The 24676-nt window shown below is 53.5% G+C and carries 24 protein-coding genes and 1 pseudogene; 6 read left to right on the top strand and 19 right to left on the bottom strand.

Features of this window, described 5'->3' with window-relative positions; genetic code table 11:
* Positions 1-37: 37 nt before the first annotated feature.
* From NSS64_RS08770 to NSS64_RS08745, 6 genes and pseudogenes are all read right to left on the bottom strand, one after another.
* Positions 38-463 (bottom strand): YrpD family protein, encoded by a 426-nt coding sequence (locus NSS64_RS08770; RefSeq protein ID WP_341139853.1) that lies wholly within the window; start codon positions 461-463, stop codon positions 38-40.
* Positions 379-1191 (bottom strand): YrpD family protein, encoded by an 813-nt coding sequence (locus NSS64_RS08765; RefSeq protein WP_341139852.1) that lies wholly within the window; start codon positions 1189-1191, stop codon positions 379-381. The genes NSS64_RS08770 and NSS64_RS08765 overlap by 85 nt, the downstream gene beginning before the upstream one ends.
* Positions 1192-1358: 167 nt before the next feature.
* A pseudogene (locus NSS64_RS08760) lies at positions 1359-1655 on the bottom strand (IS5/IS1182 family transposase); the annotation flags it as partial.
* Positions 1656-2168: 513 nt separating this feature from the next.
* Positions 2169-5456, bottom strand: coding sequence for an ATP-binding protein (locus tag NSS64_RS08755; RefSeq protein ID WP_341139851.1), 3288 nt, complete (start codon positions 5454-5456; stop codon positions 2169-2171).
* On the bottom strand, positions 5443-5814 hold the full coding sequence (locus NSS64_RS08750; protein ID WP_076079258.1) for a response regulator transcription factor: 372 nt from the start codon (positions 5812-5814) through the stop codon (positions 5443-5445). Before NSS64_RS08750 ends, NSS64_RS08755 begins: the two co-directional genes overlap by 14 nt.
* Before the next feature lie 49 nt (positions 5815-5863).
* Positions 5864-7498 (bottom strand): GGDEF domain-containing response regulator, encoded by a 1635-nt coding sequence (locus tag NSS64_RS08745; RefSeq protein ID WP_341139850.1) that lies wholly within the window; start codon positions 7496-7498, stop codon positions 5864-5866.
* Between the two features lie 234 nt (positions 7499-7732).
* Here NSS64_RS08745 and NSS64_RS08740 point away from each other — a divergent pair, with 234 nt between their 5' ends.
* Both NSS64_RS08740 and NSS64_RS08735 read left to right on the top strand, forming a co-directional pair.
* A complete protein-coding gene (locus NSS64_RS08740) occupies positions 7733-8002 on the top strand; it encodes an ACT domain-containing protein (protein WP_036700808.1) in 270 nt (89 codons plus the stop codon).
* A gap of 25 nt (positions 8003-8027) precedes the next feature.
* Positions 8028-9386, top strand: coding sequence for a PFL family protein (locus tag NSS64_RS08735; RefSeq protein WP_445322016.1), 1359 nt, complete (start codon positions 8028-8030; stop codon positions 9384-9386).
* Positions 9387-9484: 98 nt separating this feature from the next.
* Here NSS64_RS08735 and NSS64_RS08730 read toward each other — a convergent pair whose 3' ends face one another.
* The 3 genes from NSS64_RS08730 to NSS64_RS08720 all read right to left on the bottom strand — a co-directional run bounded on the left by NSS64_RS08730 (position 9485) and on the right by NSS64_RS08720 (position 12498).
* A complete protein-coding gene (locus tag NSS64_RS08730) occupies positions 9485-10381 on the bottom strand; it encodes a sigma-70 family RNA polymerase sigma factor (RefSeq protein ID WP_341142787.1) in 897 nt (298 codons plus the stop codon).
* Positions 10382-10476: 95 nt separating this feature from the next.
* Positions 10477-10923, bottom strand: coding sequence for a carboxymuconolactone decarboxylase family protein (locus NSS64_RS08725; protein ID WP_341139849.1), 447 nt, complete (start codon positions 10921-10923; stop codon positions 10477-10479).
* Positions 10924-11043: 120 nt separating this feature from the next.
* Positions 11044-12498, bottom strand: a complete 1455-nt coding sequence (locus NSS64_RS08720) for an MFS transporter (RefSeq protein WP_340939805.1) — start codon at positions 12496-12498, stop codon at positions 11044-11046.
* 167 nt (positions 12499-12665) lie between these two features.
* On the opposite strand from NSS64_RS08720, the gene NSS64_RS08715 reads away from it, so the two are divergent.
* Entirely contained in the window at positions 12666-13148 is a 483-nt protein-coding gene (locus tag NSS64_RS08715) for a MarR family winged helix-turn-helix transcriptional regulator (protein ID WP_340939804.1), read from the top strand.
* A 9-nt stretch (positions 13149-13157) separates the two neighbouring features.
* Here the strand turns inward: NSS64_RS08715 and NSS64_RS08710 are convergent, their stop codons facing one another.
* Positions 13158-14645: a response regulator transcription factor gene (locus NSS64_RS08710; protein WP_341139848.1), complete on the bottom strand. Its 1488-nt coding sequence runs from the start codon at positions 14643-14645 to the stop codon at positions 13158-13160.
* 337 nt (positions 14646-14982) lie between these two features.
* Positions 14983-15858 carry an SMP-30/gluconolactonase/LRE family protein gene (locus NSS64_RS08705; RefSeq protein WP_341139847.1) on the bottom strand — a complete coding sequence of 292 codons (876 nt, stop codon included), beginning with the start codon at positions 15856-15858 and terminating at the stop codon, positions 14983-14985.
* Between the two features lie 141 nt (positions 15859-15999).
* Between NSS64_RS08705 and NSS64_RS08700 the strand changes: the two genes are divergently transcribed.
* Positions 16000-16626 (top strand): GyrI-like domain-containing protein, encoded by a 627-nt coding sequence (locus tag NSS64_RS08700; RefSeq protein WP_341139846.1) that lies wholly within the window; start codon positions 16000-16002, stop codon positions 16624-16626.
* Positions 16627-16628: 2 nt separating this feature from the next.
* Here the strand turns inward: NSS64_RS08700 and NSS64_RS08695 are convergent, their stop codons facing one another.
* From NSS64_RS08695 to NSS64_RS08675, 5 genes are all read right to left on the bottom strand, one after another.
* Positions 16629-17294, bottom strand: coding sequence for a hypothetical protein (locus NSS64_RS08695; RefSeq protein ID WP_340993440.1), 666 nt, complete (start codon positions 17292-17294; stop codon positions 16629-16631).
* The gene (locus NSS64_RS08690) at positions 17287-17973 is read right to left on the bottom strand and encodes a hypothetical protein (protein WP_341139845.1); all 687 of its coding nucleotides are present in this window, start codon (positions 17971-17973) and stop codon (positions 17287-17289) included. Before NSS64_RS08690 ends, NSS64_RS08695 begins: the two co-directional genes overlap by 8 nt.
* Positions 17974-18006: 33 nt before the next feature.
* Positions 18007-18648, bottom strand: coding sequence for a DUF4004 family protein (locus tag NSS64_RS08685; RefSeq protein ID WP_341139844.1), 642 nt, complete (start codon positions 18646-18648; stop codon positions 18007-18009).
* Between the two features lie 171 nt (positions 18649-18819).
* Positions 18820-20157, bottom strand: a complete 1338-nt coding sequence (locus NSS64_RS08680) for a vWA domain-containing protein (protein ID WP_341139843.1) — start codon at positions 20155-20157, stop codon at positions 18820-18822.
* 203 nt (positions 20158-20360) lie between these two features.
* On the bottom strand, positions 20361-20972 hold the full coding sequence (locus NSS64_RS08675; protein WP_341139842.1) for a 50S ribosomal protein L25: 612 nt from the start codon (positions 20970-20972) through the stop codon (positions 20361-20363).
* 359 nt (positions 20973-21331) lie between these two features.
* Between NSS64_RS08675 and NSS64_RS08670 the strand changes: the two genes are divergently transcribed.
* Entirely contained in the window at positions 21332-21607 is a 276-nt protein-coding gene (locus tag NSS64_RS08670; protein WP_341139841.1) for a GNAT family N-acetyltransferase, read from the top strand.
* A 12-nt stretch (positions 21608-21619) separates the two neighbouring features.
* Positions 21620-22477, top strand: a complete 858-nt coding sequence (locus tag NSS64_RS08665; protein WP_341139840.1) for a GNAT family N-acetyltransferase — start codon at positions 21620-21622, stop codon at positions 22475-22477.
* 331 nt (positions 22478-22808) lie between these two features.
* On the opposite strand, the gene NSS64_RS08660 is transcribed toward NSS64_RS08665, so the two are convergent.
* The 3 genes from NSS64_RS08660 to NSS64_RS08650 form a co-directional block, all read right to left on the bottom strand.
* Positions 22809-23588 carry a hypothetical protein gene (locus tag NSS64_RS08660; RefSeq protein WP_341139839.1) on the bottom strand — a complete coding sequence of 260 codons (780 nt, stop codon included), beginning with the start codon at positions 23586-23588 and terminating at the stop codon, positions 22809-22811.
* 2 nt (positions 23589-23590) lie between these two features.
* On the bottom strand, positions 23591-24043 hold the full coding sequence (locus NSS64_RS08655; RefSeq protein ID WP_340939781.1) for a flavodoxin: 453 nt from the start codon (positions 24041-24043) through the stop codon (positions 23591-23593).
* A 262-nt stretch (positions 24044-24305) separates the two neighbouring features.
* Complete coding sequence (locus NSS64_RS08650) at positions 24306-24671, bottom strand: VOC family protein (protein WP_341139838.1); 366 nt, start codon at positions 24669-24671, stop codon at positions 24306-24308.
* Between the last annotated feature and the right edge of the window lie 5 nt (positions 24672-24676).

The following is a 24676-nucleotide window of genomic DNA, read 5'->3' as shown; positions in this document are numbered from 1 at the left end:
CATTGCCTATTATTATAGTTGTTAAATATTGCTAGAGTCAATAAATACTACTATTTACAACAATTTGAACGGAAGAACTACTTGTTATATTAACATTTGATTGATCATTCTGAGGAGTTGTGATTGCCCCGCTTGGAAGTGGGGAACCATTAAATTGCAAACTTGAAAAAGTTGTTTGATTTTTCCCTGTATCATCATTACTAACAACAGTTGATAATAGTTTCCATCTGCTAATTGAAGGAATATTGTAACTACCGCTGGACTCTAATATGGTGATAAGATTTGTGTCCTGAAGACTGTATCCACCATATGTGGGTGAAATAGCCCATCCATCAACCTTCATTCTTGCTTTGCCATTATAATTATACCACCAGTAGATCAGTGGGCTTGTTCCAGGTTTATATCCATTCTTGTTCTGTACTTCACCATAACCGCTGCAAACGAAGTACCATATTGATCCCAACCAGTATCAACATTAGGTATGGTTGCACGCAACTTCTTTTTCAAAATAATTACTGGCTTCCAACCATAGGAAGTTGAGCTTGGTCCTAAGTTATTATAAAGTTCAAGACCCATATCCGCTGCCCAAGAGCCGATACCATTCGCATTGGTAGAGGAATATTCAAACCCTCCATAGTTAAAAGCAACATGCGTCGGTCGGTCTAAACTTACAACACTTGAGTTAGCTTCTGGAAGACTCATAAGCCCCATAAGATAACTTCCAGCAGAACCAGTAGTTGTTACGTTAACCCTTCCTCCCACTCCATCTGTAATAAATCCTGTACTTGTAGCAGCGGTTTTAAAAGTGTTTTCTTCAGAATTGGAAATTAATAAATCTTCCACGTTCGTTTCTGCTTTATCTACAACAATAAGTTGCGGCTCTTCATTAGCCGCCTCTTCATAAAAATACGTATATTGATCATCAAATGTAATGTAATCATAGGTTTTTTGATCAGAGGATCTTGCGAAACTAACTCCAGCACCTCTTTCTTCTGCAATTGCATCCTGTGCAACATCTAAAATACCCGCTAATTTGTCGACTGAAACCTCCTGAGTTTCTTGATGAACGACATTTACATCCGGCAACCCCAAATCTACTGGTGTTGAAGTATCCTCGGCAAATACCGAGGTTGGGATTGCTGTAAGACTTAAAATCAGAAGAGACATTAGCAACTTTTTACTTCGATTCATAAAATTACTTCCTCGTTGGAATGAGATAATTCTATCATTCGTTATTTTCTAAATATAGTAAATTTATCATTGTTATTATTTTACAGCAAGCATATAATGAGATACTTTCTTACTCTAATATCGTTTAGGAAAGGGGGAGTCTTTAAAGTCATTCAGGCACTGTTCGTTTCCTTCCCGTCGTTTCGTTCTCCCGTGGTAAGGGTCACTGCCTTAATGATTCGCTCTTCACTCATCGCGATATGGGTCTTGTACGCAGAAAATGTGGAATTTGCGCTTTTGTGGCCCGCTTTGGCATCAGGATCGGTAGAAGTCTGCATATGTTTAACATCGTCCACAACGGTTTCATTCAGCAAATTAAAGGGTTCTTTCACCTTGGGGAGTCCTGTGAAACGTCCGTCCTTCTCAATCACCCCAATAAGATCTTGGAAGTATAGAATTTCATCTTCCAGTGCATTCGTAACGGGAGGTGTCCGCAGATTCGGAGGCTTGCGAAGCCCGTCACTGGATGGGGGTTTAATGCCGTTATGACTTTGCTGTCCGAGTTGTCGTTCCAACTAATGTACTCGTTTTTTCAGCATAAGAATCTCTTCGCTTGTGTGTCTACAAGTTTTTGAAGGTGTTGATTCTGTTCGGTTAAGGCCCGATTTTGGTCGAGGAGCATTTGGATGAAGCTTGAAATTTCAGGATCACCCTTACTTATCTGATGGACTTACTGTAGGCTAACATCCATACCTCATTCACCTCCCGAGTTTTGTCTTTTTTCTATCGACAGAGCGACCTAAGTAGTAACGGTTTTTCCGATACATTTGGCCCCTTTCCCACCAGAGAACCCCCAAATATATAAAAAACAAGCCCCCCGAAAGAGACTTGTTCCGCTATAACTTTAATCAATCCTATTATTGCACTACCCATGTACTCACTGAGCACTCACTATACGCTCACTCTAGCTCTCACTCAGCACTTACTCAGCACCCACTCTAACTCTCACCAAGCGCCGCTCCATGCCCGGCTTCACCGTTATCCGGGAACAGCACCTCGCCTGTCTTCAGCTGAATGTCCACAATCTCCTGAAGCGTACCCGACAATTCGCCTGGCGGATAGGGCTTGGTCAGATATTTCTGCACATTATCCATCATGCTCTTATCGTCCTTGTCCAGCGCCGAGGAGATGACAATCGGCACCTTCTCGGTCCGGGGATCGTTCTTGAGCATGCGGATCAGATCCCAGCCGTCCAGCTCATCGCCCAGCATCAGATCGACAATGATCGCTACGAAGGGCGTTTTAACAGCCTGGTCAAAAGCTTTTTGCGGATGATAGTGATGGGTGACCCGGAAGCCCTTGCCCTTCAGCTCCTCCGAGAGCAGCAGGGACAGGCTGTAATCATCCTCCACAATCATCACATCCGGCTTCTGCTCCTTGCCAGCGCTCCATCTTAACGAATGTTCCTCCTCCGGGTGGCCGGTCTCCGCCTGCATCAGCGGAAGACGGAACCAGACCGTCGAGCCTTCGCCCTCCACGGATTCAATCCCGATCGTTCCCTTCTGCTTCTCTATAATCTCCTTGCAGATGGCCAAGCCCAATCCCGTACCGCCAATCCGCTTGGATGCACTATTGTCCACTCGGCGGAATTTCTGGAACAGTTGCCCGATCTGATTCTTCGGAATCCCGAGTCCGTGGTCCTGAATCCGTACCATAATCGATCCCGGTTCGTTATGAAGCATGACCTTCACTTCACCTGCGCCCGGCGAGAACTTGATCGCATTGCTCAGCAGGTTGGTCAGCACCTGGATAATCTTATCCTTGTCTACCTCAACCTCGGGATTCAGCGCCTCGTCCTCCAGAAGAATATGGTGGGTACCGCTTAGCTTGTACTGATCGATGACACTCAGGACCGTCTCGCTAAGGTTGACCTTCTCCACATTATACAGCTGTGTGCCGGACTCCATCCGCTGCAGGTCCAGGAAGTCGTTAATCAGCTCCGTCAGACGCTTGGCTTCCTTATGAATCGTCTCCAGATATTTCAGCTGCTTCTCCGGCTTCATGGTTTTGGACAGCAGCAGCTCCGTGAAGCCCAGTACACTCGACAGTGGCGTCCGCAGCTCATGGCTGACGGTGCTGACCAGCTCCGACTTCATCAGATCCAGCTCATACTCGCGGGTAATGTCCCGGTGGACGAACAGCGTCCCCACCCGGACCTCCCGGCGGAAGACCGGTATGGCATAGGCATCCACATGCTTCATATTTTCCTTGCCGATAGAATACTTCATCGCACTGGACTCAACAGTATGCTCAGACATCGCTTTCTGGTAGAAGCGTCCCAGCTCTTCCGATTCATTCACCCGGAGGGTGAAGTGCTCCATCCAGCGCTCCTTGGGAATCAGCATGCCTTCCGTCCAGTCCTCATAACTGAACAATTGGCTCAGGGCCTTGTTGATATGCTGAATGACACCGTCCGTGCTGACAAACTGGATACCCTCATTGACATTGTTCACAATATCCTGATTCAGCTTGCGGCCATTCTCAATCTCCTCGTACATGAACAGGCGTTCAATGGCCAGGGCGACCCGGTTCATCATCCCCTGGATTTCGCTGGTCTCTTCCTCCGTGAACGGATGCCCGATACGGGTTCCGCAGAAGACCGCCAGAATCTCATCCTCAGCATTCACCACAGTCGTATAGTAGTCGTAACAATACACCTCATTGGCGGAGATCCCCTGCTCTCTGACCGAGCCCACCCGCTTCACCATATACGACTTTTCCACGCTCAGGCGGTACAGAATCTCCTTGCTGCCCTCACCGATGTACCGCTCCACATTCTCCGGCGGAACCCCTTTGACCACCGCTATCTTATCCTTGACCAGCAGGAAAAGACTGGAGTCGAACGAGTACAGACGGTTCATGAATTTGTTGAACTTGTCGGCGAATTCCTGCTTGTCCAGCGTATAAGTGATCTCATGGTTCAGCTGATTGTTAAGCTCCAGCATCATGGATGTCTGCTCCGTGCTTTTCAGCGTCTCCGCCAGCTCCTGCTGCACATTCTTCATCGAGGTGACGTTATTAGCAATCAGGATGTACTGGTAGATCTGGCCTTCATCGTTCAGATAAGGCATGATTGTCAGCTGCAGCCAGAGCGGCGAACCTTCCTTGGCCTTCAGCTCCGTCTCTCCGCTCCACACACCGCCGGTCGATAGCTTGCGGATCATCTGCTCCACCTGTGATTCCGAAATATTATGCAGCTCAAACAACCGGTAGGTGTATCCGATTACCTCGGAGCTCTTGTACCCTGTGTAGACGCTCAGATTATCGTTCGCGTAAGTGAACACGCCTTTGTTCGACAGAATGCCGACGGCAGAGGTCTGATTCAGCGCCTTCATCATGCTCTCGATTTCACTGAGTGACCGCTCCAGTCTGTACTGCTGATCCTGCAGCTCGTCCTGCTGGGCGTGCAGCTCTTCATTCTGCATCATGAGCTCTTCCTCTTTGTCCTGGATGCTATGGGCCATATTCAGAAAGGCGTCATAGAGCCGCCCGATCTCATCCTGCTTATGCAGCTTACCGAGCAGAACCGCATCACCGGCCGCCAGCGAATTCGTTGCTTCCTCCAGCTTCACAATCGGATCGATGATAATTTTGAGCATCTGCCAGATCAGCAGCGTGAAGAACAGCAGCAGCAAGGTGCTAAGCAGAAAAGCAACAAAAGTGAACGTATCCGCCTGCCTGATGGAGCGGGAGTTCAGCTCATTCAGCAGCGCATCCGAATTGGCTTTGAATTGCTTCGTGTAGCTCAGGTATTCGTTCACAGCCCGGGTACTGCCGCTCTGGGACAAGTTCCGGATTCCCTCGTAATCATTATTCTTCACTAAGAGCATCACTTCGGGCAGGGTCTGGCTCTTGTACTGTTCATAGAACACCTTGAGGTCATCTCTGTACCGGACTTCTTCTGGCGACAGCTTCAGGGAGGCGTACTGCTCCAGAATGCCGTCAAGCCCCTTAAGCGCAGCGTTCAGCAGCGCAAGCTCATTCTCACTCTGAGTAGCCACATAACCTCTCGCCCGGAAAAAGACCTCGCTGAGCGTCACCGCCAGCTCGTTGATCGTCGCCGTCTTATGTTGCAGCACTTCACGTTTCTGATCCAGCTGTTCCTGCTGGACATTGATATAGAAGACAAGCCCGATTCCTCCGGCCATAATGGCAACGAACAGCAGCAGAAGAATCCGGTAATATTTCGTTTTGATGCTCCGGTCGGCAACCTTAAGGTTTCTCACTCAGAATGTCCTCCACGAGCTGCAGCAGCTCCATCGGGCTGAACGGCTTAGGCATGAAATAACGGGCTCCCGCCTCCCTGGCCCGGTTACGGTCCATCTCCTGTGCCTTGGCAGTCAGCATCATTATCGGCGTCCGGCTCTTCAGTTCCCCATCCAGCTCGCACAGCACTTCAATCCCGGTCATGACGGGCATCATGTAATCCAGAATCACCAAGTCGTAAGGCTCTGCCGCCAGCCTGGCGAGCGCCTCGCCCCCATTCTCGGCGGTATGGGTCTCCACATTCTCGAGATCCTCCAGCGTATCCTCAATCAGCATGCGCAGAACCTCTTCATCATCTACAATCAGTACCTTTTGCACCATAGCTCACTCTCACCTTTCAGTCATCCCTGCTTGGGATGCATTGCATTTAGAACAGAAACCGGTGGGCCAGACGCTCAATCCGGGTCAGCAGCTCCGGCAGATGGAACGGCTTAATGACATAATCGTCCGCCCCCATCTGCAGCGCATGGATAATATCCCGCTGGTTATTGCGGCCGGTCAGCATGATCACGAGAATGTTCACCTCAGGATAGCCGCTGCGGATCTTCTCCAGTACCTCAAGCCCGTCAAGCCCCGGCATGACGCCGTCCAGCAGAATCACATACTTCTCTTCAGGAGTATACCAGTCCGATTTCAATAAAAGAGCGCCGTCCGCGTAACTCGCAACCTTCACTCTGGCGTTAGTCCCGGGCTGCCAGGCAGCGAAGTGGGTCGTCACCATTCTGCGGATCAGCGGATCATCATCCACAATAATGACATTCAGCAGCGTCTCGCGCTGGCCCAGCAGCAGATCCTGGCTGTACAGGGTGCTCTGGTTCCTGCCGTTATGCTTGCTGGCATAGAGCGCCAGATCCGCTTCCTCTACCAATATATCGGCATCCTGCATCTCTCCGTTAACCTCGGTCACTCCGCAGGAGAAGGTCACATGGAAGCTCTCACGTTTGGCCTGGAACTCCCGGGCGGCGAAGACCTCCTGAATCCGTTCCATCACAAGCAGCGCCTGCTCTGCGGGGGTATTGGGCATGAACAAGGCAAACTCCTCGCCGCCGTAGCGGCAGAAGGTATCCTCCGTACGGATGGACTGCTTCACCACCTCCGAGAAGCTCTGCAGCACCTCGTCTCCCATCAGATGCCCGTAAGTGTCGTTAACCTGCTTGAACAGATCCAGGTCCAGCAGAGCAAGGGAGAAGGTCCGGCCTGTCCGTCTGAAATCGGAGATCAGCTGCTTCATCGTCTGGTTGAAGTACTTGCGGTTGAACGCCCCGGTCAGCTCGTCGACAATGATCGATTCCTGCCACTCCTTTTTCAGCTCGAAGCGGTTCTTGATCAGGACCAGGAACAAATCGATATCCACCGGCTTTTGTATGTAATCCATAACACCCAGCGAATAGGCATACTTCTGAACCTCTATCGAATGCTCGCCGCTGATCATAATGATCGGAATCCGTTCTTTCTTAGCCTTGCCGATAATCTGCTTCAGCACATCAATCCCGCTGCGGTCCGGCAGCAGAATATCAAGGAGAATCAAATCCGGCTTGTTCTCATAAAAAAGCTTCAGTCCGCGTCCTGCCGACAACGCAATGCTGACATAATAGGACTCCCGCTCCAGCGATTCCCGCAAAAAAGCAACCAGCTCCACATCATCGTCCACGATCAGAATCTCATACTGCTGGTGGACATTGCCGTGGGATAATGCAATCCCGGGAGTCAACGGCGGCACCGCGCCCAATGATTCCCGCTCCTCGAACAGCTCCAGCACCGGATAGATATAATCGCCCCATTCTGCTTCTGTCCAGCTTCTATGGTGATCATCCGAGAAATAGAGCAGCGCATTGCCCGAGAAAGCCTCTACGGTATCGAGACCCACAGTGCCCGAGGTGCCCTTCAAATTATGCAGGAAACGATAAATATCCTTCTCCTCGACTGCTGACTGTTCCGACCATTTCTGCAGAGTTTCTCTCGTGCGCTCTTCAACCAGCTCTTTATATTTTCTCGTTGTCATAATAGCTCCTTATATCCAGCTTATCGTTCAAAACTCAAATAAATCATATTTCACATCAAGTGTCAACATTATTATACGCTCAGGAAAATGCAGGCTCAAATCTCTGATCAGCCCCGACACAAAAGCTTTGGTTGATAACCTATCCTTGATTTGACATAATAATTAAAATCGTTCATTCCGTTAATGCGGCAATGAGCGAAGATTTCAGACCATGGATAACGGGAGGCTTTTCAATTGAAGGGGATTATTACGGTACTCGGAAAAGACAAGGTAGGCATTATCGCCAAAGTGTGTACATACCTCGCAGAGCACAATCTGAACATTCTGGACATCTCCCAGACGATTGTGCAGGATTATTTCAACATGATGATGATCGTGGACATCTCTGCCCCCAGCAAGTCCTTCGAGGAGATTGTGGAGGAGCTTCAGCAGGTAGGGGAAGACATCGGTGTGGAAATCAAGCTGCAGCATGAGGATATCTTCAATATTATGCACCGGATTTAACCGGCGAGGAGAGGAGTGAGCGCTAGTGATCTCGATAGTAGAAGTTCAGGAGACGAATAAAATGATCCGGGAAATGAACCTGGATGTCCGCACCATTACGATGGGCATCAGCCTGATGGACTGCGCCCATACCGATATGAAGGTGTTCAACCAGAAGGTGTATGACAAAATCACCCGCTCTGCCGAGAAGCTCGTGAAGACGGGTGAGGATCTGGAGCGCCAATTCGGGGTGCCGATTGTCAACAAACGGATCTCCGTAACGCCGATTTCGATTGCTGCGGGAGCTGTACATACCGATACCTACGTGCCTGTCGCCCAGATTCTGGACAAGGCTGCCAAGGAGGTTGGCGTCAACTTCATCGGCGGGTATTCCGCGCTGGTGCAGAAGGGCTGTACGAAGGGCGACCGGATTCTGATTGACAGTATTCCGGAAGCGCTGGCGGTAACCGAGCGAGTCTGCTCCTCCGTCAACGTCGGCTCCTCGCGCAGCGGCATCAACATGGACGCGGTGAAGCTGATGGGCGACATCATTCTCCAGACGGCGGAGCGCACCAAGGACCGCGACTCCATCGGCTGTGCCAAGCTGGTTGTATTCTGCAATGCGGTCGAGGATAACCCGTTCATGGCCGGTGCCTTCCACGGGGTCGGCGAGCGGGAGTGTGTGATTAACGTTGGCGTGAGCGGTCCGGGTGTGATCAAGCGGGCGCTGGAAGAGGTCAAGGGACAGGACTTCGAAACCCTGTGCGAGACGATCAAGCGTACTGCCTTCAAGGTTACCCGTGTCGGCCAGCTGGTCGCACAGGAAGCCTCCAAGCGGCTGAATGTGCCCTTCGGCATCATCGACCTGTCGCTGGCCCCTACGCCCGAGATCGGCGATTCTATCGCAGAGATCTTCCAGGTCATGGGCCTTGAAGAAGCCGGGGCTCCCGGCACCACAGCAGCACTCGCCATTCTTAACGACAATGTCAAAAAAGGCGGAGTCATGGCCTCCTCCTATGTCGGCGGCTTAAGCGGCGCCTTCATCCCGGTCAGCGAAGACCACGGCATGATCCAGGCCGTCCAGCGGGGTGCGCTGACGCTGGAGAAGCTCGAAGCCATGACTTGTGTCTGCTCTGTAGGCTTGGACATGATTGCCATTCCCGGCAGCACCAGCAAAGAGACCCTCGCAGGCATCATTGCCGATGAAGCCGCCATCGGCATGGTCAACAACAAGACCACAGCGGTCCGCGTCATTCCGGTTATCGGTAAGGACGTCGGTGAAATAGTCGAATTCGGCGGTCTGCTCGGATATGCTCCAGTCATGGCTGTCAACCCGTTCAATTGTGCGGGCTTCGTCAACCGCGGCGGACGGATTCCCGCGCCGATTCACAGCTTCAAGAACTAAGTGAGTGTGCTTAATGTGGCATATGTGAATTAACTAATAAAGACACGTTGCCTTCCCGCTCAGGGAGAGTAACGTGTCTTATTGGTTCTTGCTGGCCCTCAGTGCTGCGGCAGCTCCGGCGGTACGGTAATATGGGACAGCTTCGCAGGGTCCATCAGAAGATACAGGCTCTGAATCCGTTCCCCGCTGGAATCCGTACTCAGGCAGAGCACGCACTTCACGACTCCCTGATCGGTGAAGATCAGACCCGGCTCGCCGTTCAGCAGCCCGCAGGAAGGCTTCCACTCCCGCAAATAGTGCATAACCCGCTTCGAGGTCAGCAGTGCAGTCACTCCCCGGCGTCCGGTCATCGGCCGGAGTATGGTATGCACCTCACGGCCCCCGCCATCAGCAACCAGTACCGGATGCTCGGCCAGCAGCTCCAGCATGCCGCCCACATCGTAGGAGGTGAACGCGGCAGTGAAGCGCACCAGCAGATTCTCAGTGACTGCTCCATAGCTGAGCGAGGGCAACCGGGAAGCCGGCTCTGTCTGCAGGATACGCTTGGCCCGGCTGAAGATCTGCCGGCAGTTGCTGCCCGACTTGCCTACCATTCCGGCAATGGCTTCATAGTCGTATTCGAAGGCTTCCCGCAGTACGAATACCGCACGCTCCGTGGGAGACAGACGCTCCAGCAGCACCAGAAAAGCATACGACAGATTATCCTTCCGTTCTGCCGCCGCTTCCGGGCCGTCATATCCCTCGCTTACCGGCTCAGGCAGCCACTCTCCGATATAAGTCTCTCTGCGGCTGCGTGCCGAATTCAGCAGATTGAGGCAGCGGTTGGTCACGCCTTTGGCCACATAGGCTTTGATATTCTGAATGCCGCTCCGGTCCCGGTGCTGCAGCTCGGCGAACATATCCTGCACCGCATCCTCTGCATCGGCAATCACGCCAAGCATCCGGTAGGCAATGGAGAAGGCATAGCCTTTATAGCTCTGATACAGCTCCTCCATACCGGGATTCTCCGCTGCCGGTGTCTCGGCCTGAGTCCTTATTTTCCCCCTGTCCACTTCATGCCGCCCTCCTTCCTTACACTCTATCCTCTTCCTTAGCCGAAGCAGCCCGGGAACATCCCGGTCGTGATGGCAATCCGGTTCCAGCTGTTGATCGTATTGATCGCCATAATCCAGTCTACCAGCTCCTCTTCGCTAAAGTGCGTAAGCATCTTATTGTACAGCTCCAGCGGAACGCCAGCTTCGCTGATCAGCGTGACCTGCTCGGCGAATTCCAGCAGCACACGTTCCTTGGCACTGAACAACGGCGCTTCGCGCCACACACTCAGTAGCAGAATATGATCGGCATAGTTGCCCAGCTTCATCAGATCCTTGGCATGCATATCCAGACAGAACGCACAGCCGTTAATCTGTGAGACCCGTATTTTAACCAGTTCATACAGTACCTTATCCTTACTGCGGCTTCCTGCATGCTGCTCCAGCGCCATCATTGCCCGGAATGCCGGGCCGTTAACCTCACGATAATTCATTCTTAGACTCAAATTAGGTCGCCTCCATTATGGTTGTATTGCTCTTCATAACTGTAGACAAGATAGGGACGGAGATTGTGACACACCAAGAGCAGGACAGCGAAATTCCGCAGCCCTGCCCGTTTATTCATGTTATGCGCTCAGACTCTTCGCCCTGCGCGAGGAGAACAGCCGCCAACCGGTCAGGAGCGCCGATAACAGGCAGATCCCGGACGAAGCCAGGAAGACTGCATGCATCCCCGAGAGGAACAGCTCCGGACGTCCTTCTACCAGCCCGGTTACCCGGTAGCCGGCCTTGCTGCTCATTACATTGAACAGAATCGAGGTGGCTAAGGTAATTCCGACGACCATCCCCACATTACGGACCAGCGAATTCACGCTGCCTGCCGAGCCTAGCTGTGTTCGCGGCACCGTGGACATAATCAGCGAGTTGTTCGGTGAGCCGAACATCCCGCTGCCGATGCCGAGCATGGCGATCCAGACGCCGACCAGCATAACCGGACTGCCTTCATGCAGCCGGGCCAGCCCGAACTGGGCAACCACCATCACGATCAGCCCTGCGAAGGTGAGCAGCTCCGAACCGATTTTGTCCGACAATGCCCCGCTTAACGGAGCGACTATCACCATACAGATCGGGTAGAGCATCAGCAGGAAGCCTGCATCAAAAGGGGACATGTTCAGCATATTCTGCGCATAAAACGGCGCGATAATATTGAAGCAGAAGTTCGAGACGAACACCAGAAAAGCACAGAATATACTCAGTGAAAACAAGGGATTCTTGAACAGGCCCAGTTGAAGCAGCGGCTGGGCGCTGCGCAGCTCCACGATCAGGAAGACGATGAAGGTAATAACCGCAGCGGAGAGAGCGGCAATGATCCGGGTATCCCCGTATCCAAGCTGCTGGCCGAGCAGAAGTCCGGCGAACAGAGAGACAATGAAGACAGCAAACAGCAGGCTGCCGGGAGCATCAATCCCTGACTTCACGCGTACCAGATCCTTCGGCAGTACCTTCCAGCCCAGTGCAATCGCCAGAATTCCAATCGGCACATTCACCCAGAAAATATACTCCCAGCCCATCGACGATACGATAATTCCGCCTAGGCTGGGCCCCGCTATACTGCCGAGAGACACGAAGGTTCCAATCAAGCCGAGAGCCTTGCCGCGTTCCGTAGACGGGAAAATATCCGTAACAATGCCCTGGCTGTTCGCCATGGTCATCGAAGCGCCGACCGCCTGCACTACGCGCGAAGCAATGAGCAGCGGCAGGCTGTGGCTTAATCCGCAGAGCAGAGAGCCGATGGTGAAGACGACCATGCCCAGCTTGAACATCTTTATTTTGCCGGCGATGTCCCCCAGCTTCCCGAAGAACAGAATCACTGAACAGATCGCCATCAGATATCCGGTTGTCACCCACTCCACCTGGGCTACCGGCAGCCCCAGCTCCTTCACCAGCACCGGCAGCGCAATATTCACAATACTTCCATCCAGTGTAGACATAAAAGTAAACAAGTTAAGAACGATCAGAATCAGCCAGCGCTTCTTCTGTATCCCGGCATCCTCCTGATAGGTCGCCTCTAAGCTGCTCATCCGCTAACACCCTCTTGGTTCAAATGTAATCTAGTTGCACACGCAACAAACTAATCCTTCACAGTGTACTGCAAATTAGTTGCGCGCGCAACAAAATTACGGTAAGATCTGAGGCAGGGCGCTATGCCTTAGGGCTGGCAGCCGTTATAATCCTCAGCGAGGTGTCCATGGTGACTTCAAATAGAGAACCGGTTAGAGAACCAATCAGTGATCCGATCAGAGAACCAATTGGGAAGCTGATCTCCCATCTTCACCGTCAGAACCAAAAAATACTGGCCAAGGAGCTGCTTCCCTACGGCATCGGCAGCGGCGGCCAGCATAGCTTCTTAAAGCTGGTGCTGAGTCATCCGGGGATCACCCAGGATCAGATGACCAGCCGGATTAAATGCGATAAAGCGACAACTACCCGCTCCGTGAAGCTTCTGGAGGCCTCGGGATATATTGAACGCCGGACTGACCCGAAAGACCGCCGCTCCTTCCTGCTGTATCCGACCCCCCAGGCGCTTGAATTCGCTCCGGTCTTCCAGGCGCTGCTCGATGATTTCAACCGTAAGCTGTCCATGGACCTTACCGAGAGTGAGCTGGATACGCTGACAGAACTGCTCCACAAGGTCACCCGCAACTCAGACCGGCTGAACGGGCAGAGCTGATTGTATTGATTAAGTGGAGAAAATCAGGCTGTCCTTGCTGTCCTTGCTGTCCTTGCTGTCCTTGCTGTCCCTGTGTTCAGCCGCAAAGTGGACAGCTTGAAGCTGGCCTTCTGCGCGGTATTCACTCGGCAGCTTGCCGACATGCTCCCGGAACAACTTGCTGAAATAACGCTCATCCCCGAAGCCCGACCGGCAGGCAATTTCACACACCGGGGCACGGGTCTCCAGCAGCAGCGCTTTCGCCAGCTCCAGCCGCATGCGCCGCAGGCACTCCCCGAAAGTCTCACCGGCAAAGCGGGCGAAGCACCGGCTGAAATAGCCGCGGCTCATATGGATAGCAGCGGCAACATCGCCCTGATTGATTTTATCGCCGGCATGGCTCTTCATATAACGCACAGCGCTGATCAGGCAGAGCATCACCTCTTGGCTCAAGCCCAGCTCAATCATCCGGCGCTGGACATGCCCCGTGAACTGATGCAGCCAGACTTGCCAGTGCCGCCAGTGCCGGTTGCACTCTGCCGCCAGCGCGAGCTGCTGCGCTTCCTCCGCTGTAAGCAGCAGGCCGCTCCAGCCCTGCAGCAGCTCTTGGCCAAAGTCCGCCACTGCCGCAGGGTCCGGCTGCTGCATCGCAACCCCGCTGAGGAACAGGTCCCATTCTCTCCGCTCCAGCGTCCAGCGTAGATTCTGCGCCTGTACCAGCGCGGAAGGGACGCCCGTCTCCGGCCGTTGCCGCGCGGCCAGCGCCTGCAGTTCACCATAATGCAGCCTCGGGAGCGCCTGGCCGCCCGCCGCATAAAACAGCGCCTGCCGGGCCGACTGTTCAAGCACCGCAGCAATTCTCTTCAGCGGCTGACCGCGCACCCCCTCCAGCAGCGCCGCTGTCCAGCTTGTCCCAAGCGCCGCTCCCAGCTCTCCTCCGATCCGCGCTGCATCCACAGGATACGGCAGCGGAGACAGCCACATCCCCGGCACAGCATGCAGTGTGGAATTTCTCACCAGAGACAGCGCATACAGCTGCTCTTCCTTCAGTTCCGGCGTAAGCGGCACATAGAGCAGCGCGTTATCCTCAGCGATCACCTTCTGCTCTGCCTTCGCAGGGTTGCTTTTGTTCCTGTCCTCCCACCTGATCCGTTCCACCAGTCTACAGATGATTTCATCGGCATTCTCCGGCTCCAGCAGCGTTTTGACAATGTAATCTACCGCTCCCAGCCGCAGCGCCTCCTGCACCTCATCGAATTCATGATGGCAGGTCAGCACCACGCACCTTACCGCCGGATACCGCAGCCTCACCTCCCGGATCAGCTCGAACCCGGTCATCCCCGGCAGCGACAGATCCACGAACAACAGATCCGTCTCCTGCTCGCGCAGCAGCTCCAGTGCCGCATGCCCGTCTCTGGCCTCTCCGGTAATCACCACCCCGAAGGACGGCCAATCCAGCAGTGAGATGAAACCCTTGCGCACCAGACGCTCATCGTCTACGACAACAGCCTTAATCATCGAAGTCCTCCTTGCTTTTGATAGGAATAATGATGGATACCGGGTTCCGTCTTTCTCACCGCTCTTTGTGAAAGCGTTTCAATATATAGATACAATACCATATTTTGTTTATTCTGAAAATAAAAAGGCATGCACTTAAAGCTTGAACTCGATGCTTGGTCGCCGCTGCTGTGAACATTTGAGTCTCCGGCCGCTGTTGTCCCCGGATTACATGATTTTATGCAACATAAAAAGAGCTGCTCACAGGCAGAATATCCGCCGTATAAACAACTCCACTTCTGCTATTAGGTAATAGTAGAGCATCAGATTTAAAATGGTTGAGTCAGGGCTCCCCTCGTTAAAAAGCAGCCCGGTTAGCCTCCCGGCCCCTCACTCCCGGCTTAATGCGGAACAATCCGCCCGCCTGCGGCCAGCGTTCCAGCTCTTCTGCACTCATGTATCCGCGTGCCGTAGTGATGTACAGCTCGTCCAGATTCCCGCCGCCGAAGGTACAGGAGGTTACATAATGTGCCGGAACGTCGATTTTCTCCAGCTGCTCGCCTGTATGGGGATTCCACTTTGAGATACAGCCGCCGCGCCAATGGGCGACCCAGAGCATGCCTTCGCTGTCGATCGTCATTCCATCCGGCCAGCCTTCACCTTCCGCCAACCGGATGACCGTCCGGCGCCCGCTCACCGAGCCATCTTCCAGCGAATAATCCATTACATCGATCCCCTTGGTCAACGTGTCAATGTAATACATGACCCCCAAGCTGTCGTCCCAGGCCAAGCCGTTGGAGATACCGATCCCAGTCAACACCTGCCGGACCTCACCAGCGGATTCCATTACATACAGGCTGCCGTCTCTTCCCGCAAACCTTCTGTTCATCGAGCCGAACCACAAGCGTCCACGGCTGTCGCATTTGGCATCATTTAACCGGTTACCGGAAATTCCGGTCTCCACCGCTGCCAACAGCTCCACAGGCTGATGCTCCATATATCTGTAGATCCCATCCTCCATCGTCAGAATCCATCCGCCGCGCTCAGCCGGTACAGCTGCACTTACCTTTCGCTCAAAGGAATGAATATCATCCGTCCCCTGGCCGGGGTCATAGAGATGTAATTCATTGCTGTCAACATCCATCCAATACAACCTGCCCTTCCTGTGATCCCAATGGGGACCTTCTCCAAGGGCCGCCTTCGCAGCAACCACGCATTCCATCGTTCCGCTCAACCTAAATCCTCCTCTACTAAATACTTTTTCTATGTACTTGTACTATTACCATTCAGCCTCCGGCTGCCAACCTGACATACACCTGTCCGGTTCGCATGCTATGCTGAATACAGCACAATCCTATGAACTGAGGTGACCCGCATGAAGACCGAATGGAGAAAACAAGACAAAGCCCTATACCTGCCCCCTGCCGAGCCGGGGCTGATCCATGTACCCGCCTTCCCTTATTTCACCCTGCGGGGTGAAGGCAATCCCAACAGGAGCGCCTTCGCAGAAGCAGTCGCTGTGCTCTATTCCTTGTCCTATGCAGTTAAGATGCTGCCGAGACGAGGACCCGCGCCGGAAGGCTATTACGATTACACCGTCTTCCCGCTGGAAGGGGTATGGGATCTCAGCGAAGCCGGTCGCCGCTTAGCCGCTCTTGATAAAAACGAGCTGGTATATACCTTAATGATCCGGCAGCCGGATTTCCTGACCCCTCTGCTTGCCGCAGAAGTGCTGGAGCAGGTCAAGCACAGCAAACCGCACCCGCTGCTGGATAAGGCCGTCTTCGAGCACTGCGAAGACGGCCTGAGTGTACAAATGCTGCATATCGGCCCCTATGATGATGAACCGCACAGCTTCGCCAGAATGGAGCAATTCTGCACCGCTCAGGGCCTGGTGCGGGAGTCTCTCCTGCACCGCGAAATCTATATCTCGGATGCCAGGCGTGTCCGCCCGGAGAAGCTGCGGACCGTACTGCGGTTCAAGGCCGCCCGGCAGGATTAACGCTACATTTTCACCGCATTCCTTACCGTTGAGCTCTTATGCACCTCCAGCAGCTCCCCGTACTCCACCGTCTCAATCTCGCAGCCGGGCCCGATCACAACACTTCCGCCCCGGACAGTCTGCGCCTGCGTATGCTGAAGCTCGATCCGGTCTCCTTCGATCAGCCGGGCCGCGAAGCTCATCTTCTTCCCCGGTCTGAGCAACGCGCCGGAACGGCTGCGCTTGATGGAGATGCTGCCGCCGCCGACCGTATCCGCCCTACTGGGGCCGAATAATGTCAGGTCGAGCTTCTCCGCATTTAATAGTCCGCTGACCTCCAGGACTCCGGTAAGCTGCACCTGCTCTGCTTCACAATCGCCCGTAACTATGATCCCGCCGGTCAGCTTGATATCCTCAATCCGCAGCCCGCCGCCAGCCGTAACCTCTCCTTGTCCGCGCAGGCTGGCTGCGTCTACCCGGCCCTTCACCTTGCACTCCCCGGTGATTTTGATATCCTGTGCCCGAAGATTTCCTTCAACCGCTACCTCTCCGGTCTGCGTAAGCTTATGGCAGTCCACATCCCCGCCGAAGGTACATTCTCCCGTCACCTTCACATCCTTAAACACTCCGCCGACAGAGCTCGACGTCCCGAGTATCTTCAGATCATGGCGTTCTACCGTTTCATTCACCGGTCTTCTCCTCCTTTCCCACCTGGGCACCGGGATGTACAGTCAGTCCCGCTCTATACTCTACCCGGCCAATCGAGCAGCCCTGCCCGATAATGACCGTACCGCCCCTCACTACATCTGCACTCGTGTATTCCAGATCTAGCGTATCTCCCTCGATGAGCTTGGCCCGCAGCCCGATTTTGAGCTTGGGGATCATTCCGCCGAGCAGTCTGCCCCAGGCCGCGTTACCTTTTTTGCGGATCACCAGGCTCTCCACGCCAATCTCCCCTGCCTCAGACTGACCCTGTAGCCCGAACTCCATCCGGCCCGCACTCAGCAGGCCACCCACCGTGAATACCCCTTCACCGGTCAGCTCCTCCAGCTCACAATTGCCCTTCAGCTTCAGCATGCCGTCCATTACACAGCGCTCTCCCCGCAAACTGCCTTCTCCGTTGACTACTCCATTCAGCTTCATTTCACCAACCTGCAGATTGCCCTTCAGATTGAGGGTTCCGTCCATCTCCATCTCTTCCGCCGCAAGGTCGCCGTTCAGCTTCATTACGCCGTCACAGCTATAGGTATGTGCGCTTAGCGCTCCGTTAATCTTGCTGACGCCGTTGATGTTCACTTTGTTATATCTGCCTCCGGCAGCCGTGTTGACCCCATCCATCACCAGATCCGGCAGTTCATTCTTCTCCATGGTCCAGCCTCCTGTGGTTTACTGTTCCTTACTCTACAAGCCGCCTTCAGTCAAACGTCCATTCAGTAGTTCCGCCAGATCGGCAGAACGAAGCCTGCTCACCAGCCGTACTCCCTCTTCGAAGGCCAGCCCCGCTCCCGGCAGCGCCATAATGAAGAAGCTAACCCCCATCTTCCGCACAAAAAAAAGCTCCCAGCCCTTCTCCCCGTACCCCGGCGCATGACTCCCCAGCATCTGATAGAGCCGGTCTGCTTCTTCCCAGCTGAGCTCCCCCTTGCTGAGCAGCCAATCTGCCGCAAATACATGAAGAATCTGCTCGAAGCTCAGCGGTAAGCCCTCGGCCTCCGCCCTCCCGAACCGCTCCAGACTACCCACCGAAACAATGTTACGTTCCTTTAGCTCGGATAAAGTTAACCTTATGCTGTACGAGGATGCCGGCTCTGACAGCTTATCCGCCAATTCATCCAGGGAGAGATCATCCTTCTTCTGTAAAATATGCTGCACCCGCCCCAAAATCCGCGCCCGCGGAAAAAAGGTCTCCTGTCCCGTAAAGGTAGATTTGCGGATGAACCATTCCTCAGGAATCAGCTGCTTCCGCTTCCAGCGGTACAACTGCCCGTAAGAGATTCCTGTCTCATCGAGCAGCTCCTTTTTGGAGATTAAATCCTCTTCCATATCACCACTCCTTGCACCCATCGTAACATAACACTGTTACGTTGTAAACTGACAAGCTACCTACATCGCTCCCCTCCAGTGCAACAGCGCCTCCTTCTATTCACTCCTTCATAAAAAAACAGAGCAGACCCTAGCCCTTCCCGGCTTCGGATCTGCCCGCTATACTTCATTCTATGAACGCACAACGCCCTTCTGCCGGGCTTCACGCAGCCATTTCGGGTACTCGTTGAAGAGCCGGTCATACAGGTCCTCATCGCTGACCTCGTCCAGATCATCCAGCGCGAAGAAATCCGCATTATCCACATAACGGCCCCGCAGATCGTCAAGCTCACGGAGTACGCCATAATCCGCATTGCCCAGCCCCACAAACTGCCAGAAAATATTATGCTTCGAGCTCTGGATCAGCAGCTTCGATATTTTGGGCGTCTCATAGATGCCCCCGTCGCTGAAGAAGACCACATATACCGGCAGGTCGCCCGGCTCCTCCTTCGTATATTTCTTGATCAGATCCGCCATCACCACCGGCTCATTGTTCCCGATGCCCAGTCCCCCGAACATCTTCGGTCCCGGATAGGTCCGCTTCACATAATCCTCATACCCGTGTTCATTCACGCTTGGCATTCTTTTGCTCTTGGTGGCGAAGAACCAGACATCCAGCATTCCGTCATCATCCATCTTGGCAGCCACAGCCAGCACCCGTTCAAAAGCCCGCTGCACGACTCCCTTCGCATATAATTGCGCCATGGAGCCGGATGCATCGAACACCACGGCTACCCTTGCCTTCTCCTGGTCAAGATTCTTCTTGCGCAGTGAAATTCCGACCTGCTGCTTCAGAAGATCAATCTTCGTCAAATTCAGGGCAGGCCGGGGAGCCTCCTCCTGGACTGTATCCTTAGGCGGTCCGCTGTATGTAGCCGCTGCTTCCATATGGCCTGGCACCCCTTGTGCGTGTGGCTGTGCTCCGCTGCCGCTCTCCGGCGCATCGTCTTCCACTTCAACGCCGTGCGCTTCCGCCAGCGGCTTCAGTCCGCCATGGAAGCCCCGGCCGACCGCACGCAGCTTGAAGCCCCCGCCATGGCGGTACAGCTCTGCCAGCACGAGTGAGGTCTCGGCATTGCCGTCCATAATTTCATATACCAGCTCTGTACCCTTCCCCGCCGCGCTGATTCTGCAGCCTCTGACATCGGCGAAGGTTCCGGGACCGTCCAGCGTAGCCGCGAAGACGCATTTCTCAATGGCCGAATCACGGAGCGCGCGCAGATCAATGGCGAACTCTCCGCTGCATTTATCAATCGGATTGAATACGACCGTGTGCTTGGGGTCAGCCGGCTGATTATAAAAGATAAAGAAATCATCGGACGGCACCTTCCCGTTCCCGCCCACCATAAAGCAGCTGATATCCAGAATCGCCGGAGAACTGCTGCAGGATATCTTCACGGTTGCCTGGGTGGAAGCCTCGTCCAGCTTCGCATTGGAGCCGCTTACCAGCTTGATTATATTAGGATTCATGAATGCACTCTCCTACTCTCTCATATGTAGTACCAGGATGTACCAGATTCCCGCTTCTGCAAAAAGGAGCAGACCATTCCCTGCTAAGGATATGTCTGCTCCTGGTTGATCAAAGATTATGACTCTCCATATACAGCCGTTATCTCAGGCTGTCTGCGGAGTTCTCTGCATATAGAGATGCGATGGCTACAGCCAGAAAAGTCTTATTCTGCAGACTTCTCTGCTTCGGCTGCTTCCTCAGCTGGCGCGGCAGCAGCTTCATCAGCCGGCTCCTCCATCACGAGCGGAGGCGAAATCCGCACGATCAGCGTATCTTCAGGGGTAAGAATCTCCCAGCCCTCATGCTTCGGCAGATCGGATACCAGCAATTGATCACCGATATCGAGGCCGCTGATATCTACTTCGAGGTTTGCTTCCAGCTTGTCCGGCAAGGTCCGGATATCCAGCTCATACAGCTCAATCTGCTGCACGCCGCCGCTCTTGACGCCGATAGGATCACCTATGAAGTGGAAGGCTACCTTGGTATCCAGATCAGCCTTCATGTCAATCTGCTGCAAATCTACATGAAGCAGCGTACGGGATACCGGCTGGCGCTGCACTTCCTGAATAACCGCATTCTTCGAGCCGGAGCCCGGGAATTCCACCTTCAGGATGGCACGCGGGTTTTTGCCGAGAATATCATTAAGTGTTTTGGCATCTGCTGAGAAGGACTGGGTATCTGAACCTGCACCGTAAACTACAACCGGTACAAAACCTTTGCTGCGCTGGGAAGAATTTGATCCGGATCTTTCAGTCAAGCGTACTGTGGTATTCATGATATTTCCTCCTAATAGTTTTTTGAGCGCTACGCCCTTCGTTCAGAAGCCGGGTAAGTTGCCGGGGGCGGCGTACGCCAAGTAGTGTCAGCATAGCTGCATTAAAAAACAAGACCAATTAGCTCTTATGTCTAATCAGTCTCTTATTAACCATATTTGCCTGCTATGGAATCAGTATAGCACCGGGAAATAAACAAGTCAAAATAGGGTAATTTTCAAGCAAGATCCATTTTTATAAATGATTACGTTAAAATCACCTGCTGTAAATGACCTACGGTGCCTCTCTTCCCCTTTCTCGCTTTTTGCCGCACAGGGTAGTAAAATAAAGGCACTATACCGGAATGGAGTGAGGTTATAAGATGGATAAAATCGTAAAGGGAGAAGGACGTTTCTATATCGCTGGTGACGGAAAAGACCTGGCCGAGATTACATACAGAACCGAAGAGAACACAGGGAATCTGGTGATTGACCATACCTTTGTCTCCGAAGATCTGCGCGGCCAGGGTGCGGGAGAAAAGCTTGTTCGGGCGGTCGTTGACCTGGCCCGTGAGCAGAGTGTCAAGATTGTACCGGAGTGCCCGTATGCGGCGCATCAATTCGAGAAGCACGCTGAATACAAGGATGTGCTCAAATAGGAGGAAGACCGTTTGACGAACACAGACACACTGAAACAGATTGAAGAGCTCCAGCAGCGCTGCGAGCACTATGAAGGAATCTCGCTGAAGCTGAACTGGGACATGCTCCGGCAGCCTGGAGAAGCAGGCGGTGCGCAATACCTGGTAACCTATGAAAAGGATGTACTGACCGGATTCATCGGCCTGTACGGCATCGGCGGTGATATGGAGGTATGCGGCATGGTCCGGCCGGGCTACCGCCGCCGGGGGATCTTCAGCTCCCTCTGGGAGCAGGCCCAGGCCGTCATCCGCAGAGGGACAACGAAGACACTGCTGCTGAACACCCCTGCGGCTTCGGCTTCAGGCAATGCCTATCTGAAGACCTTGCCGCTTGCCTTCAGCCATTCGGAGTTTCAGATGAAATGGGATGGTGCGGGCAGCAAGGTCAGAGCCTCAGAGGCCAGCTCGGCCTCAGGCAATGTCATGCTCCGGCCTGCACGTCCGGAGGAGACCCCTCTGCTCATCGCCTTCGACTGCGACGGGTTCCAGATGACCGAAGAGGATGCCGCAGAAATGTATGTACAGCATGAACAGGAGGGCTCCCAGGAGCATATCATCATCGAGCTCAGCGGCCAGCCCGCCGGGAAAATGCGCCTCTGGTCCGAGGACAATGAAACCTGGATCTACGGATTTACGGTGGACAAGAAGCTGCGCGGTCTCGGCATCGGCCGGAGTGCCCTGCAGCAGACCATCGAGCGGGAGCAGCGGAATTATAACGGAGTGAATCTGGAGGTGGCGCTGGATAACCCGAATGCGCTGCGGCTCTATGAGAGCTGCGGCTTCGTCATTCAGAGCCAGCAGGATTATTACACCTATCCTTTGAACGGCTAGCCTGGCAACGAGTATTTCAAGAAGCATACATTAACCCATATGCCTGCGCACCAGCACAATGTATGCTGTTTTTCGCATACTTTCGGACCAAACGCCTGCATGTGAGCACAATGAATGCTGTTTTTCGTATACATTCGGCCCATGCGCCTTCGTGTGAGCACAATGAATGCTGTTTTTCACATACATTTGCGCCAAACGCCTGCTGGCTAGCACAATGTATGCTGTTTTTCGCATACAATTCCTAAACAATCAAAAAGCATCCCCTCACGGTCAAATGACCCTGAAGGAGATGCTTTTTGTATCGTCTCCAATTTCAATTCATCGTCTGCTTCTACATTAGCCCGTAGCCCCGCGCCTGAGCTTCATCCCGGTCGCTGCGGCGGTTGCTGCATTTCACGCAGCCTGCTCCCTGTTCTTCCCGTTCTAGGAAGACAGACAGCAGGCGCACATAATCCAGCGATTCCTGCAAAGGCATGTCTGCTCCGTCATACAGCTGCCTGCGGCCATCCAGCAGCGAGTAGATGGCGATCGTCTCCGCCGGCTTCCCGTAAGCCTTATGGCAGAATACATTCGCCATATGCAGAAATCCGGTAATCACCTGCTGGTCAGCATGTACCATGAATTTCTGGATATTCAGACTGCGTCCCGTAAGCTTCGAATTCCAGGCCAGCTGAAAAATCACCGCCAGCTCAATCTCAAGCTCCCGGACAGGAATATGCCACTGTTCGAACCGCATCACCGGAATCTCGCCGGTGTAACTGCCTGCGACAATCCGCATCAGCTCATCGGCCACCGCCTGCTTGACATCCCAGTAATGCATCAGGGAAGGAAAAGCATTGCCCTTCGGCGGCCAGCGGCGCTCCAGCAGAAACTGGACAGGCGTCTCCCGGCGCACCTCGGGCCGCAGACTGTAGTAGTCATTAAGCGTATGTCCGACTGCAAATTGAACCTGCTGTCTCCAGCGGGGAAGTCCGGTAGCGGGAGCTCCGCTGCCGGCCACCTCGGCCCCGCCCAGCATGATGTGCTCCATACGGTAATCATTCAGACGTCTGTACCGGCCAGCTTCAGCATCCGGCTTCGTTCCTGTGAATTCTCCTGCCGCCGCGCCCATCCTTAAGAGACCGCCGTGCAGATCTCGATGAACTGGCGCCCGTAAGTGCGGCAAGCCTCTTTCTCCGCTGCATTCGGACCATATTCAATCTTCAGGCTGGGCTGCACAATCTCAGCCCCGCGCTCCTTCAGCTTCTCTTCAATCTGATCCACTGCTCCACAGTAGATCGCATACCCGGTGTCTCCGCTTCCGAAGGCCGCCGCCTTACAGGCGCTGAGATCCAGCTCATCCAGCTCTTCATAGAAATCCAGGAATTCATCCGGCAGCTCGCCGTCTCCCCATGTGTACGCACCCAGCATTACAGCCTCATACGCTTTTATCTCATCCGCATTGCAGTCCATGACCGATTTCAATACGGCCTCTCCGCCTGCCGCGCGTATTCCTTCCACGATCAATTCAGCGATTTCCTCCGTATTGCCAGTCAAGCTGGCATATGCCACTAGCACTTTAGCCATGACTTTTATCCTCCCAGGGTCCAAATGAAATGTATTCTCTATAATCCGGTCCCCTAAGCAGACCGTATCTTGCTTACCTTAATACTGTGCTAATCTCATTCTATTTGATAATGATTATCATTGTCAATATTAAAAAGCGATCCTGCTCTTACCGAGGCCATCCTTGCCGCATAACACAAGCAGCGCCAGTCCAGGACATAACTGCTGCCCGGAGCTGACGCTGCTCATTATTATTATTATTATCATATGCTGTGTGGAATAATTAATATCCGCCTTCCAGCAAGGTAATGCCGTTGCCGTCGGGATCACGGAAATTCATTTCTTTACCGCCGTACTCCATGGTTGCCGGGGGATGACAATCCAGTCCTCTCGCCTTCAGCTGCTCATACGTCTCGTCCAGACTGCCGCAGGAGAATACCAGATTAACAGTTCCTGTCGTCAGATTCTCCCACTTGGCTGCGTTCCATATAATGATGCCGGGCTGGCTGCGTTCAAAAGCAATTTTGGCGCCGTCAGATTCTCCATAGCCCTCGAATGGAACCGGAATGCCCAGCACCTCTGAGTAGAATGCCGCCAGCGCCGCCGGGTCTTTACTGTACAGATTGATGCCGTCAAACGTTGTAATCATAATGA

The organism is Paenibacillus sp. FSL H8-0122 (assembly GCF_038005345.1).
GTDB lineage: Bacteria > Bacillota > Bacilli > Paenibacillales > Paenibacillaceae > Paenibacillus_AQ.
The sequence above is the reverse complement of the archived record's forward strand: the minus strand, read 5'-3'. Positions and strand labels throughout refer to the sequence as shown.